The sequence below is a fragment of the Streptomyces sp. NBC_01476 genome, from assembly GCF_036227265.1.
GTDB lineage: Bacteria > Actinomycetota > Actinomycetes > Streptomycetales > Streptomycetaceae > Actinacidiphila.
Genome location: NZ_CP109446.1, coordinates 3,146,736 through 3,159,461, shown reverse-complemented (window position 1 = coordinate 3,159,461; position 12,726 = coordinate 3,146,736). Strand labels below are relative to the sequence as shown.

Sequence of the window (12,726 nt, the reverse complement as noted above, 5' to 3'; positions counted from 1 at the left end):
TCCGTATGACATCGCGTTCGGTCATGGCTGCCTCCCGTGGGACGGGCGGCGCTGTGCCGCGTTGATCAGGATGCCGAGCAGCACTGCCAGCTCGGCCGCTCCCTCGGCGTCGTCGGCCCAGCGGGTGGTCTGGAGCGGGTGCACCTGGTCGATCGCCACTCCTTCGCGGGCCAGGACGAAGGCGAGCGCCAGCATCGCCGCGCGGGCGTTGCCGTCTTCGAACGGGTGGAAGAAGAGGATGTCGAGGTAGGTTCGTGCGGCGCGTGAGGGGAGCGGCAGGTCCGGTTGAGTGCTCTCGGACAGGCACTGCTCGAACCACGCCCGCGTGCCCGGTGTGATGCCGTAGCGTTCTCGCCCTCTCTTGGAGAAGGCCGGCACCGTACGGAAGGCGGCCACGTCCTTGCCCGACACGGTCTGCTGCCAGTCGGCCATGAGAGCGAACGTCAACCGATTGCCCCTCTTCGCGTCTGCCAGGGCCAGATCGAGGGCTGCCAGGACCCTCGTGGTTCCCTCGGTGTCGCGGCTTCCACGGGTCGCGTTGAAGAAGTCCCGGAAGGCGTCTCGATGGCCTGCTCCATGGCTGCGGTGGGCAATGCTCCAACACGGCCATGAGATCTGTGGACGGATGCGCAGCCAGTCGGCGAGAGCATCCTTCGGGTGGTCGGGGGCGAACGTCATCCGGTCTCGCCCATGGCCTGGGCGAACTTCGAACTCACCGCATCGACCACCGTGGCGTCCGGCGCGATCCAACTGTTGAATCGGCCGCCGATCGCGCCCTCCACAATCTCGCCGGCTCGCTCCTCTTCGACGCCGTTGTAGGCCAGGAACCAGCCGAGCACCTGCTCACAGTGTCCGTACCAGCCGCTCTCGGCCTGCGTTCGGTCGGCCACCACGGTGACCAGCCGCGTGCAGGCCCGCTCCCAATGCCAGGGATCCGCCGTGGCTCCCGCCGAGTGCGATGGCGGCGCCAGCGCGGCAAAGCGCTCCGCCAGATCCTCCAACCAGTCACGCCACTCAAGCAGGCTGGCGACAACCAGAGGAGCGGTCTCTTTCGCCGTCGTCACGGAATGGGAGGTGCAGCACCACGCGCCGACGATCCCGCCATCGGTGTCGCCCTCACCTATCGACCAGTTCCACCCGCAGGCCCATCGGCCGTATCGGTCCATCAGGAACTTCGTGACGGCGGCCAGCGAGCGCCCGCGGTGCTCTTCGGCGGCCTCGGCGCTGGGCAGCATGGGAGCGACAAGACCGGTCAATGTCTTCGCGGCATCCCCGTCCAGCTCGAACGGGTGCCGCGACGGATCCACTTCCGTCCAGGTCAGGGCGTGTGCCCACAGTTCAGTCATCACGTCACTCTGCCGTGTGCAGCCGCTGCAACTCCAGTAAGTATCGAGCGGACTCCGGCAAGCCGGGGAGGATCCTTGCTCAGCCTTCTGCCTCAGGATCGGACGCCGCAGGGAAGCCCAAGCGATCCAGAAGCGTGTCGAAGAGCTCTTCCGCGAAGGTCTCGTGAGACCGCAGGACTTCCTCGATCGTGGTCACGTTCACACCCGGGCCGACTCCTGCGGATTGGGCTCAGGCGAGGGAACGACTGGCGTCCCCGGGCACGCAGGCATCCATCTCGGCCAGTGGACAGTCCGACATTTCTGCGGCGATCACCAGATTCAGCCGCGCATCCCACTGGTCACCTCCGGGTTCCAGACCCCAGACCCCAGACCACTGCTGTCGTGCACGGACGCCACACATGCTGGAGCTCCGGTCCACTCGACCACAGCTCGCAGGACCCCTTCAGGCTTGGCCGACGAGGTCTCATGGTGGAACTGCAGCGTCTGCCACCCACCGGGCCTCGGCCATCAAGCGGTTATGCCGCCCTTGTCGTCCTCTTGCGCACCGCCGAAGAGCGGGGCTTCAAGCAAGGGACGCTCAGGTCGCGGCCCAGCACAGCCCGCTGCCACTTCGCCATGAGGGCGGGAGTCAGCGGCCTGCGCTGCTCCGCGTCGGCGAAGGCCAAGTCAACGGCGGTCAGGATCCGCGCGGTTCCCTCACTGTCACGTTCGCCTCACGTTGCCACGAAGATGTCCCGGAAGCCTTCGCGGGGCGGCGCTTCCATATAGGCCCTGCGTTCCCGAGGCTGTCGCCATGGTCTAGCTGCGGCTGACGATCAATCCCGTTGGCCGTCATAGTCGGCGGTCATGTGGTCGGCGGAGCATTGTCGTTCGCTTCGGGGACGTAGCCGCAAAGTTGCGGTGCGCATTCGGCCTCGTGGTCTCGGCCCCAAAGGTAGGTGTCCCGCTCGATGGAGCGGACGCGGTGGACGAGTCGCAACTGGGCTTTGCGGGGCAGAGTCGAGGGCAACGCTGTGAAGGTATCCGGGCGTACGGCGACCAGGCCGCTGACCTGCTCTCCGTTGTACATCTGCAGCAGCGTGGTGCACTGCCACCAGTCGATCTTGCCGCCGCGACCGTCCGGGTTGCCGGGCCAGTAGTAGTGGGCCGGGTCCGGAAGCAGATAGTGGACGGTGTCGGGGGCCAGGTGGGCCTGGAGCCATGCCGCGCTTCCACTCAGGCCGAGCCGGAGCCGTCGGGCCTCGTCGTGCAGGGCGCAGATCGCTTCGGTGTCGAGGGCCTTGAGAACATTCGCTGCCGGAGGCAGTGGCTGGTGCCCGGCTGGTGCCCTGACTGAGGTTCCCCCGAGATGCGGGGAAGGGTGACAGCAGGTCAGATGGGTCTCATGAGAGGAGCCCTGACGATGCCTGTCCCGAGGAAGTACCCGCTGGAGTTGCGTGAGCGTGCGGTGCGGCGTCCTCGGCGGCGGTTCTGTGCGGGACGCCGGCAGTGGCGGCGGTGGCGTCCAGAGTCGCCCTGCCTGTTCGATGTGACGCAGCATCCACGCCCGCGCCTCCGGACCGGCGGTGTTCCAGACCCAGCTCATCGGTCGTTCGGCCATCGCCTGATCGAAGCTCCCAGGGGACTTGCCCCCACGGGACGGCTTCCTGGGGCGTGACCGGGCGACGCCCGGAAGATTGTGGCTCAAGTCGGCCAGGAATCTGATGTGGTCCAGAGCCTCGTCAGGGGATTTGGCCCGCGCCACGTGCTGTGCGCCTCCGGCCAGATGGCGGATTTCGGTGAACGCCCTGGCCGCCAGAAGCGCGGCTATGTCCCGGTCGAGCTCGGCCTCCTGGCTCCTCATGCGGCGAGCACTCCGACAAGGGTCACTATCTGACTGATCACGGGGCTGAACCTACTGCCAGGATGTCAATCAGTCACCGGTTGAGCACGTTCCGGCAGGCAGGCAGGCAGGGCCGGCGTCGGGGTGGGGCCGTGTGCGGCAGCCGGAGAGGCAGCTCGTTCGCATCAAAGGGGCCGAGGGACGGAACCCCCTCAAGTCCTTCCGAAACATGGTCGGATCAGGTGATCATCGTGTGACCTGGGCCACAGAGTGTGGTGGTGGAAATGATCGGATTGTCCGAAGAGCTTGATGTTTCAAGATCTTACGAGGGGGTCCTTCATGTCCGCTGACGCAAGCAATGACTCGGTGGCCGCCGCCCTGCCGGCTGCCGGCATCCGTACCAAGGTCCGCGTGCCGCTGCGGTTCGCCGACGGGTGGGGGACGACCGCTGATGTGTTCACCTTCACCGGACTGGTGGACGGCAAGGAGCACCTGGCGTTCGGGCTGGGTGCGTACGAGGCGGCTGGGACGCCCTTGGTGCGGCCGCACTCCGAGTGCCTGACGGGGGACGTGTTCGGGTCCGAGCGGTGCGACTGCGGGCCGCAGTTGCGTGAGGCGGTGGAACTCATCGCGGAGACCGGTGGCTACCTGCTGTATCTGCGGCAGGAAGGCCGCGGGATCGGTCTGTACGCCAAACTCGACGCCTATGCGCTGCAGGACCAGGGCCTCGACACCTATGAGGCGAACCGGGCCCTGGGGCGTGGTGAGGACGAGCGGGACTACACCGCCGCCGCGCAGATGCTAGCCGCGCTGGGGGTGCGGCAGGCCCGGCTGCTGACCAACAACCCGGACAAGACCCGGCAACTCGTCGCGCTCGGCACCGCGGTGATCGAGCAGGTGCCGACCGGTGTGCACGTCTCGGAGTCCAATGTCCGTTATCTGCGGGCGAAGGCCGACCACACCGGGCACGCGCTCGCGCTTCCTGCCTGAGCGGCAGCTGTGGGGGAGGCCACCGGGCTGCCCGCGGTTCCTTTGTGAGCATGTGAGACGGCCCACGATCGAAACGGTGGCGTTTCGATCGTGGGCCGTCTACCCTCTAGGTGTACGACACCGTTTCGACAGCGGCGTCCACCACAGCCGAACGGGAGGACAGGACATGTCGCCGGAGACAACCGCCGCGCGCCGCAGCCGCCTGACCCCCGAACGTGAGCGGGAACTCTACGAGGCGGTCGTAGAGCTGCTGCGCGAGGTCGGCTACGAGGCCCTGACGATGGATGCCGTCGCCGCCCGTACCCGCTCCAGCAAAGCCACCCTCTACCGTCAGTGGAAGGGCAAGCCGGAACTCGTCGCCACCGCGCTGCGCCACCACAAGCCGGTGTCCCCCGCCGACATCGACACCGGGACGCTCGCCGGTGACCTGCACGAACTTGTCCGCTGCCACGACGAGAGCGACATCAAGCGCGACCAGGAGCTGATGCGGGGCCTCGCGCACGCCGCCTTCCAGAACGATGACCTCTTCCGCGCCCTGCGCGAACTGCTCATCGAGCCGGAACTGGTGAGCTTCCGTGTCCTGGTGCAGCGCGCCGTGGACCGCGGGGAACTGGCCGCGGACAACCCGGCCCGCGATTTCGTGCCGCACATGCTCTTCGGCGGCGCGCTGGCGCGTTCGATCATCGAAGGCATCGACCCCGATCCGGCGTACAGCCACCGGTACATCGATGCGGTGGTCGTCCCCGCGCTCCAGTTGTCGTCCTAGACCCGCGGCAAGGGGCGCCGCAGCGCCGTGACAGCCTCCGGCGCCGGTCCCACGGTGCCTGTGCCTGGTCCAAGGGCGTCAGATCAGCGTCTGCTGGGTGCTGCCCCGCTCGAAGTCCAGCAGCCACCGCTTGCGCTCCAGGCCGCCGCCGTAGCCCGTCAGGCTCCCGTTGGCACCGACCACCCGGTGGCAGGGCACGATGATGCTGATCGGGTTCTTGCCGTTGGCCAGACCCACCGCCCGGGAGGCACCCGGCTGCCCCAGCAACGCGGCGAGCCGGCCGTACGAGACGGTCTCGCCGTACGGGATGTCGCTCAGTGCCGACCAGACGCGCTGCTGGAACGGCGTTCCCGCGAAGGCCGGTCTGACGTCAAAGGTGGTGAGATCGCCGGCGAAGTAGGCCGTCAACTGCTCCGACACGGCCGCGAAGACCGGGAGTTCGCCGGGGGTGATCCGCGGGCCGAAGGTCTCCAGGGCAGGACGGTGGCGGTGGTCGGTCATGTAGAGGCCGGCGAGTCTGCCGTCCTTTGCGACCAGGGTCAGGGGGCCGCAGGGGCTGTCCACCGAAGTCTGGACGGTGGTCGTCATCGTGAAGCGCCTTTCGTGTCACGCGGTTTGGCGGGTGCCGAGGCCGGGGCGGGCCCCTGCTCGGCGCCATAGGAGGCGATGTTCTCGTTCGGGTTGTCGTTCGGGTCCTCGTCCGGGTTCTCGTCCGGGCTGTCGTCCGGAGGCAGGAAGTTGACGGGATGGTCGCCGGTCGCCCACAGGTATTGCGTGGCGTAGGAGCGCCACGGCTGCCAGGCGGCGGAGTGCCTGAGCAGCGCCGCCGGCGTGGTCGGAAGGCCCAAGTCGCGGGCGGCGTGGCGGATCCCCAGGTCCGTGGGGAGGAACGCGTCCGGGTCGCCGAGCGCGCGCATCGCGATCGTCTCGACGGTCCAGGGTCCGAAGCCGGGCAGCGTCTTGAGCTGTTCCCGGGCCCGTTCCCAGTCGCTGCCCACATCGAGGTCCAGTTCACCGTCCACCAGAGCCCGTAGCAGCGCTGCCAGCGTGTCGCGGCGGGTCTGCGGCATCGCGAGTTCCTTCGGGTCGTGCTCGGCGAGCGCGGCGGGGGAGGGGAAGAGGTGGGTGAGGCCGCCGGCCGGGTCGGTGACCGGTTCGCCGTACGCGGCCACCAGCCGGCCCGCGTGGGTGCGGGCCGCCGCGGTGGAGATCTGCTGGCCGAGCACCGCGCGTACCGCGAATTCCGGCCCGTCCGCGACCCTGGGGACCCGTCTGCCGGGCGCTTTGGCGATCTGGGGGGCGAGTACCGGGTCGGCCGACAGCAGGGCGTCCACGGCCGTGGGATCGGCGTCCAGGTCCAGCATCCGGCGGCAGCGGCTGATCGCCTGCGCCAGGTCGCGCCAGTCGGCCAGCCACAGTTGGCACGCGATGTGGTCGGGCTGCGGCCGCAGCGCCACGACGCCGGGGCCGTGCGGGAGGCGCAGCGTGCGGCGGTACGCGCCCGTGCGCCATTCCTCCACGCCGGGTACGGCGGTGGCGGCGAGGTGGCCGAAGAGGTTGTCGGGGGTGAGCGGCCGGCGGAACGGGAGCCGCAGCGTGATCATGCCGCTGGCTGCCGCCGGGCGGCCCTTGGCGACCCGGGCGCGCAGTTCGGTCGGGGACAGGGCGAAGACCTCGCGCACGGTGTCGTTGAAGGTGCGGATGCTGGCGAATCCGGCCGCGAAGGCGATCTCGCTCATGGGCATCGTGGTGGTCTCGATCAGCAGCCGGGCGGTCTGGGCGCGCTGCGCCCTGGCCAGGGCGAGCGGGCCGGCGCCGAGTTCGGCGAGCAGTTGGCGCTCGATCTGGCGTTCGCTGTAACCGATGCGGGCGGCGAGGCCCGGTACGCCGTCGCGGTCGACCACGCCGTCGGCGATCAGCCGCATGGTGCGGGCGACCAGGTCGGCGCGCTCGTTCCACTGCGGGGAGCCGGGGCTGGCATCGGGGCGGCAGCGCTTGCAGGCGCGGAAACCGGCTTGCTGGGCCGCCGCCGCACTCGGGTAGAAGGTCATGTTCCGGACCTTCGGCGGCACGACGGGGCAGCTGGGCCGGCAGTAGATGCGGGTGGTGAGCACCGCCGTGAAGAACCACCCGTCGAAACGGGCGTCCTTCGACTGGACAGCGCGGACGCAGGCGTCGAAGTCCGTATGCACCCCACCAGCATCGCGCGTCGTCAGGGAGCTGCGCTGGCGGAAATCCGACATGGAGCTCAGCGGTGGTGCGGTCGGCGGGCCCGGGGCGCTCTCGCGGCCCCGGGCCGCTTCCTAGTCGGTGACCTGGCTGGCGGCTTCGTAGAGCAGGTCCTGGTACTCGGGGTGGCGCTCGATCCAGCCTTCGAAGAACGGGCAGATCGCGACCACCCGCAGTCCCTGGGCGCGGGCCTCGTCCAGGGCGCCGCGGGCCAGCGCGGAGCCGACGCCCTGACCCTCGTAGGCGTCCTCGACCTCGGTGTGGATGAAGGCGATCAGCTGCGGGGCGCGCAGATAGGCGGCGTACCCGGCGAGCTTGTCGCCGACCGTGGCCTCGTACCGGTGTTCAGCCGGGGCGTCGGTAATGGTGACCTGCGGCTTCTCCCCGGCGCTCACGACCGGTAGTTCTCCACGGTCGAGGCGGGGCGTACGCGCGCGGCGCCCGGGTCCTCGCCCGCGTCGGTCAGGGCGCGACGCTGCCGCAGCAGGTCCCAGCACTGGTCGAGTTCGCGTTCCAGGGCGGCCAGGCGCTCCTTCTCCGTCTCCCCGTCGATGCCACCGTCGGAGAGCAGCTCACGCAGGATCTTCTCGTCGGCGACCATCTTGCTGATCCGGCCGAGGATGGCGTGTTCGGCGCCGGCGTCGTTGGGCTCTTGCACGGGAACCTCCGGGTCCGGTGAGGACGACCTCGCTGTCATGGTTACGGCACCTCCACTCTTGCAGGTCGGGCCGCGGAATGCGCGGGGTGGGGGATCATTGCCCGTCCGGCGGGGCCGGCTCGGCCCGTGACCGCATCCAGGCGTCGATCTCGGCGCGTACCCGGCGGTCCATCGCCAGCGACATCTCGGCGTCCACGATGTTCTTCGCCAGCGGGCGCAGGCGCTGCAGCGACCCGGAGATCCGGTGCGCCTCGCCCGGCGGCAGGGCGTCCAGGGGTCCTAGGACGTGGACCTTGATGACTTGCGTGAACAGTTCGGCGAGTGCGTCGACGTGGGCGCGTACGTCCTGGCCGGCGGCGAGGACCGCGGACAGGGGCACGCCTTCGCGGACAAGGGCGGCGGAGGCGTCCAGCAGGCGGCGGCTGACATGGACGACGTTTTCGCCGTCGACGGCGATGTAGCCGAGTTTCAGGGCGGTGGTGAGGTTCTCCGGGCTGATGTCGCCGGCCGGCCGGACGGGCTGATCCAGTGCGTCGGTGCTGCCCTCGTCCTCGCTGAAGTAAGCGGCGAGCTCCTGTGGGGTGAGCCTTACCGGGGTCTCGTCGGACCAGGGGGTGGCGAGGGCGCCTTCCAGGCCGAGGAGCTCGGCGACGCCGTCGAGGGTGCGGCCGTTCTCCCAGGCGGCGATGAGTTCGGCGATGCCGCCGAGGGTGTGGCCGCGGTCCAGCAGGGCGGCGATAGTGCGCAGCCGGGCGAGGTGGGCTTCGGAGTACCAGGCGATGCGGCCTTCGCGGCGCGGGGGCGGCAGGAGGCGGCGTTCGCGGTAGAAGCGGAGGGTGCGGACGGGGAGGCCGGCGGCTTCGGCGAGTTCTTCCACGCGGTACTCACGGGGAGTGGCCCCGTCGGCGGGTCCCTGGGCGGGGTGGTGCTCGTCGGTGCCGTTGTGGTCCACGTGGTCACCCTATGCGGTGCGGAAACGGTTCCTCCTGCGCTCCTCCTGCGCTCCTTCTTGCCCCCGCCGAGGCCGGCGGGCGGGTGGCGCCTACTCGGCGGTAGGCAATCCGGTCCGGCCTCTACCGCGGGTAACCCATCTGCCCTACAGTCCGACTGTACGACCGTGCCAGTGATTGCTGGCGCGATTGTATGAGTGGCTGCCGGTGGGACGCCGGCACGGGACGCGGACGGCGCGAAGAAGCGACGAAGGGCGGTGCCAGTGGACGGCGACATCGAACACGTACGGGTGGCGGTGATCGGGTCCGGCTTCGGCGGTCTTGGGGCCGGGGTCCGGCTCCGCCGGGAAGGGATCACCGACTTCGTGATCCTGGAGCGCGCCGACGCGGTGGGCGGCACCTGGCGCGACAACGACTACCCCGGCTGTGCCTGCGACGTGCCCTCGCACCTCTACTCGTTCTCCTTCGCACCCAACCCCGAGTGGCCCCGTGCCTTCTCCGGGCAGGAGTACATCCGCGACTACCTCGAAAGGGTGACCGACACCTTCGGGCTGCGGCCGCACCTGCGCTTCGGCGCGGAGGTACGGCAGGCACGGTGGGACTCCGGCGCGCAGCGCTGGCGCCTGGAGACGGCGGCCGGCGAACTGACCGCGGACGTGCTGGTGTCGGCGACCGGGCCCCTCTCCGATCCGAAGGTTCCGGATGTACCGGGGATCGAGGACTTTCCCGGCCGGGTCTTCCACTCCTCGCGCTGGGACCACGACTTCGATCTGCGGGGCAAGCGGGTCGCGATGGTCGGTACGGGTGCTTCGGCGATCCAGATCGTGCCGGCGATCCAGCCGGAGGTGGAGCAACTGACGGTCATCCAGCGCACCCCGCCCTGGGTGATGCCGCGCGCCGACCGGCCGATCGGGGCGGCCGAGCGGTGGCTGCACGCGACGGTGCCGGGGTCGGCGAAGGCGCGGCGCGGGCTTCTGTGGCTGATCAGGGAGTTCCAGGTGGGCGCTTTTGTGAAGCGGCCGCAGTTGATGAAGGTGGCCGAGGGGATCGCCCGCGGCCATCTGCGGCGCGCCATCAAGGACCCGGTGCTGCGGGCGCGGCTGACCCCCGACTACACCATCGGCTGCAAGCGCATCCTGCTGTCCAACACCTACTATCCGGCGCTCGCCCAGCCGAACACCGAGGTGGTCACCTCCGCGCTGACCGAGGTGCGCGGGTCGTCGGTGGTGACGGCGGACGGCACGGAGCGGGAAGTCGATGCGATCATCTTCGGAACGGGCTTCCATGTCACTGATATGCCGATCGGTGACCGGGTCATCGGTGCGGACGGCCGTTCGCTCAGCGAGCACTGGAAGAACGGCATGGCGGCGCTGCGCGGTTGTACGGTCGACGGATTTCCCAATCTTCTGTTCATCATCGGACCGAACACCGGTCTCGGGAACAGCTCGATGATTCTGATGATCGAATCGTCGCTCAATTACGTCGCCGACTACCTGCGGACGCTGGCGCGTACGGGCGCCGGCGCCCTGCACGCCAAGCCGGCGGCGGTGAACGCGTGGAACGCCGAACTGCAGCGCCGGATCGTGCGCACCGTGTGGAACACCGGTGGGTGCAAGAGCTGGTACCTCGACGCCAATGGGCGCAATACGACGGCGTGGCCGGGTACCACCGCGGAGTTCCGGCGGGCGACGAGGCGGCTGAAACTGTCGGAGTACGAGGTGCTGGCGCCGGTCGCGGTGGCCGACCGTGTGGTGAAGGTGGCGTCATGACTCTGCGTTACGAGGCGGTGCCGGCCCGGCGTGAACTGACCGTGGTGTCGGCCGACGGAACGCGCATCCATGTCGAGGAGTACGGGCGGGCCGATGGTCCGACTGTCGTGCTGTCGCACGGGTGGACGTGTTCAACGCTCTTCTGGGCGCCGGTCGTCAGGCTGCTGGCCGACGATCATCGGATTGTCGCCTACGACCAGCGTGGGCACGGTCGCAGCGCCGCGCCGGCCACCCGCAGGGGGTATGGCACTGGTGTCCTGGCCGATGATCTTCAAGCCGTACTGGAAGCCGTGGTCCCCGAGGGTGAGCGCGTCGTGCTGGCCGGCCACTCCATGGGCGGTATGACGATCATGGCGGCGTCCGGGCGGGCGGCGGTACGTGACCGGACGGCCGCGGTGCTGCTCGCCAGCACCGGCAGCGGCGGCCTGCTGGGGGCAACGGAGGTACTGCCGCCACGATTCAGGTCACGCCGGCTGCGCAGTCTCTTCCACCGGCAGTTGCTGGTGTCGCGCATGCCACTCGGACGGGTGACGCGGTTGTCGAGGGCGGCGCTGAAGTACGGGATCCTGGGCGCGGGTTCGACGCCCGAGCTGGTGGACTTCACCGCGCGCATCGTGCACGCGTGCCGGGCGGGGCAGCGGGCGGCGTGGGGACGGGTGCTCGCCGTACTGGATCTGGACGTCGAGTTGGCGGCCATCGAGGCACCGACCGCGATCCTGGTCGGGACCGCCGACAAGCTCACCCCTCAGGTGCATGCCCGCGGGATGGCCGCGGCTCTGCCGCAGCTGACCGGCCTGACCGAGTTGCCCGGACTCGGTCACATGACTCCGATCGAGGACCCGCCGGCCGTCGCGCGGGCCGTACGGGACCTGGTGGCCGTTCATCTGACCGCCGGATCGTCGGCTGATGCGACCGAGACCGATGTGCCCGCGGCGGTAGCGGAGGAGAAGAGCGTATGAGCGGATCATCGTTGAGCGGTCAGGTCGTGGTGGTCACCGGCGCGGCTCGTGGGGTGGGTGCGTTGCTGGCCCGCAAACTCGCCGCACGGGGCGCCCGGTTGGCGTTGGTGGGTCTGGAACCCGATGAACTGAAGAACGTCACCGCGTCGCTCGGCCCGGACGCCGCCTGCTGGACAGCGGATGTCACCGACCGAGAGGCGTTGGCGCGGGTTGCCGCGGAGGTTGTCGAACGGTTCGGCCGGATCGATGCGGTGGTCGCCAACGCCGGTGTCGCCACCGGCGGCCCCTTTCTCGACTCCGACCCGGACGCCTTCGACCGGGTGATCCAGGTCAACCTGCTGGGCAGCATCGCCACCGCCCGCGCCTTCCTGCCCGCACTGATCACCTCACATGGCTATCTTCTGCAGATCGCATCACTCGCGGCGATCACCCCCGCGCCGCTGATGGCGGCCTACTGCGCGAGCAAGTCGGGAGTCGAGGCGTTCGCGCACAGTCTGCGGGCGGAAGTCGGCCACCTGGGCGTCACGGTGGGCGTCGGATACCTCAGTTGGACCGACACCGACATGGTGCGCGGCGCGGACCAGGACGAGGCGTTGCGAGAGATGCGCGCGAAGCTGCCGTGGCCGGCCAACCGCACCTATCCGCTGGAGCCGGCCGTCGAGCGGATCGCCGCCGGGATCATCAGACGATCACCTCATGTTTACGGACAGTGGTGGCTGCGCGGGATGCAGCCGGTGCGGGGCTTGCTGCCGTCGTTGACCGGCGGGGCGATGGGCCGGCGCGAAATGCGGCGCGCGCAGCCCGCGCTGGCGCGCAGTGCGGGTGTGCGGCGCGGTCTGGTCGGCAGCGGCGGGGCGGCGGATGAGGCGGCACGATCGTCCGTTCATCACACTCCGTAACTGTAATCACTCGCTGACCTGGGGTTATTCTCCCAAGATGCGAGGGTCATCCCGTCATGTAAATCTTGTCGAGACCCCATCCCCCCAATACTCCAGGAGGAGTCACGATGGGTAACTTCGACCAGTTCAAGGACCAGGCCGACGACGTCGCCGAGAAGGCCAAGGACGCTCTCGGCAACAAGCGCGGCAAGGCTGCCGGTGCGGACCGCCCCCAGCGGGACCGTGACGAGCAGCGGGACGGCCGCGAGCGTCGCTCCGACTTCGACGACGACATGCGCGATGGCATGGACTCCGAGTCCGACGAGCGGGGCAGCCTGGCCTGACGTCCTCTTGAGCGG

The 12,726-nt window shown here is 69.4% G+C and carries 14 protein-coding genes; 6 read left to right on the top strand and 8 right to left on the bottom strand.

Annotation, left to right across the window (positions count from 1 at the left end):
* Positions 1-21 precede the first annotated feature (21 nt).
* The 3 genes from OG552_RS14050 to OG552_RS14040 all read right to left on the bottom strand — a co-directional run bounded on the left by OG552_RS14050 (position 22) and on the right by OG552_RS14040 (position 3,189).
* Complete coding sequence (locus tag OG552_RS14050) at positions 22-447, bottom strand: Fic family protein (RefSeq protein WP_329132778.1); 426 nt, start codon at positions 445-447, stop codon at positions 22-24.
* A gap of 227 nt (positions 448-674) precedes the next feature.
* On the bottom strand, positions 675-1,346 hold the full coding sequence (locus tag OG552_RS14045; protein ID WP_329132776.1) for a hypothetical protein: 672 nt from the start codon (positions 1,344-1,346) through the stop codon (positions 675-677).
* 844 nt (positions 1,347-2,190) lie between these two features.
* The gene (locus tag OG552_RS14040) at positions 2,191-3,189 is read right to left on the bottom strand and encodes a hypothetical protein (protein ID WP_329132774.1); all 999 of its coding nucleotides are present in this window, start codon (positions 3,187-3,189) and stop codon (positions 2,191-2,193) included.
* A 318-nt stretch (positions 3,190-3,507) separates the two neighbouring features.
* Here OG552_RS14040 and OG552_RS14035 point away from each other — a divergent pair, with 318 nt between their 5' ends.
* Positions 3,508-4,158: a GTP cyclohydrolase II gene (locus OG552_RS14035; RefSeq protein WP_329132771.1), complete on the top strand. Its 651-nt coding sequence runs from the start codon at positions 3,508-3,510 to the stop codon at positions 4,156-4,158.
* A gap of 166 nt (positions 4,159-4,324) precedes the next feature.
* Entirely contained in the window at positions 4,325-4,924 is a 600-nt protein-coding gene (locus OG552_RS14030) for a TetR/AcrR family transcriptional regulator (protein WP_329132769.1), read from the top strand.
* Positions 4,925-5,002: 78 nt separating this feature from the next.
* Here the strand turns inward: OG552_RS14030 and OG552_RS14025 are convergent, their stop codons facing one another.
* The 5 genes from OG552_RS14025 to OG552_RS14005 all read right to left on the bottom strand — a co-directional run bounded on the left by OG552_RS14025 (position 5,003) and on the right by OG552_RS14005 (position 8,763).
* Entirely contained in the window at positions 5,003-5,512 is a 510-nt protein-coding gene (locus OG552_RS14025; protein ID WP_329132768.1) for a methylated-DNA--[protein]-cysteine S-methyltransferase, read from the bottom strand.
* The gene (locus OG552_RS14020) at positions 5,509-7,116 is read right to left on the bottom strand and encodes an AlkA N-terminal domain-containing protein (RefSeq protein WP_443070926.1); all 1,608 of its coding nucleotides are present in this window, start codon (positions 7,114-7,116) and stop codon (positions 5,509-5,511) included. Before OG552_RS14020 ends, OG552_RS14025 begins: the two co-directional genes overlap by 4 nt.
* Before the next feature lie 111 nt (positions 7,117-7,227).
* The gene (locus OG552_RS14015) at positions 7,228-7,548 is read right to left on the bottom strand and encodes a GNAT family N-acetyltransferase (protein ID WP_329132766.1); all 321 of its coding nucleotides are present in this window, start codon (positions 7,546-7,548) and stop codon (positions 7,228-7,230) included.
* Positions 7,545-7,811, bottom strand: a complete 267-nt coding sequence (locus OG552_RS14010; RefSeq protein ID WP_329132763.1) for a DUF2630 family protein — start codon at positions 7,809-7,811, stop codon at positions 7,545-7,547. The genes OG552_RS14015 and OG552_RS14010 overlap by 4 nt, the downstream gene beginning before the upstream one ends.
* Positions 7,812-7,905: 94 nt before the next feature.
* The gene (locus tag OG552_RS14005; RefSeq protein WP_443070925.1) at positions 7,906-8,763 is read right to left on the bottom strand and encodes a MerR family transcriptional regulator; all 858 of its coding nucleotides are present in this window, start codon (positions 8,761-8,763) and stop codon (positions 7,906-7,908) included.
* 261 nt (positions 8,764-9,024) lie between these two features.
* Between OG552_RS14005 and OG552_RS14000 the strand changes: the two genes are divergently transcribed.
* The 4 genes from OG552_RS14000 to OG552_RS13985 all read left to right on the top strand — a co-directional run bounded on the left by OG552_RS14000 (position 9,025) and on the right by OG552_RS13985 (position 12,711).
* Positions 9,025-10,530: a flavin-containing monooxygenase gene (locus OG552_RS14000; protein WP_329140805.1), complete on the top strand. Its 1,506-nt coding sequence runs from the start codon at positions 9,025-9,027 to the stop codon at positions 10,528-10,530.
* Positions 10,527-11,489 (top strand): alpha/beta fold hydrolase, encoded by a 963-nt coding sequence (locus OG552_RS13995; RefSeq protein ID WP_329132761.1) that lies wholly within the window; start codon positions 10,527-10,529, stop codon positions 11,487-11,489. Before OG552_RS14000 ends, OG552_RS13995 begins: the two co-directional genes overlap by 4 nt.
* The gene (locus OG552_RS13990; RefSeq protein ID WP_329132759.1) at positions 11,486-12,388 is read left to right on the top strand and encodes an SDR family oxidoreductase; all 903 of its coding nucleotides are present in this window, start codon (positions 11,486-11,488) and stop codon (positions 12,386-12,388) included. The genes OG552_RS13995 and OG552_RS13990 overlap by 4 nt, the downstream gene beginning before the upstream one ends.
* Before the next feature lie 107 nt (positions 12,389-12,495).
* A complete protein-coding gene (locus OG552_RS13985; protein WP_329132757.1) occupies positions 12,496-12,711 on the top strand; it encodes a hypothetical protein in 216 nt (71 codons plus the stop codon).
* Positions 12,712-12,726 lie beyond the last annotated feature (15 nt).

Bases quoted from the DNA above. Each gene is read 5' to 3' on its own strand.
- OG552_RS14040 (WP_329132774.1), bottom strand. From the start codon at position 3,189: ATGAGGAGCCAGGAGGCCGAGCTCGACCGGGACATAGCCGCGCTTCTG.
- OG552_RS14045 (WP_329132776.1), bottom strand. From the start codon at position 1,346: ATGACTGAACTGTGGGCACACGCCCTGACCTGGACGGAAGTGGATCCG.
- OG552_RS14030 (WP_329132769.1), top strand. From the start codon at position 4,325: ATGTCGCCGGAGACAACCGCCGCGCGCCGCAGCCGCCTGACCCCCGAA.
- OG552_RS13985 (WP_329132757.1), top strand. From the start codon at position 12,496: ATGGGTAACTTCGACCAGTTCAAGGACCAGGCCGACGACGTCGCCGAG.
- OG552_RS13995 (WP_329132761.1), top strand. From the start codon at position 10,527: ATGACTCTGCGTTACGAGGCGGTGCCGGCCCGGCGTGAACTGACCGTG.
- OG552_RS13990 (WP_329132759.1), top strand. From the start codon at position 11,486: ATGAGCGGATCATCGTTGAGCGGTCAGGTCGTGGTGGTCACCGGCGCG.
- OG552_RS14025 (WP_329132768.1), bottom strand. From the start codon at position 5,512: ATGACGACCACCGTCCAGACTTCGGTGGACAGCCCCTGCGGCCCCCTG.
- OG552_RS14035 (WP_329132771.1), top strand. From the start codon at position 3,508: ATGTCCGCTGACGCAAGCAATGACTCGGTGGCCGCCGCCCTGCCGGCT.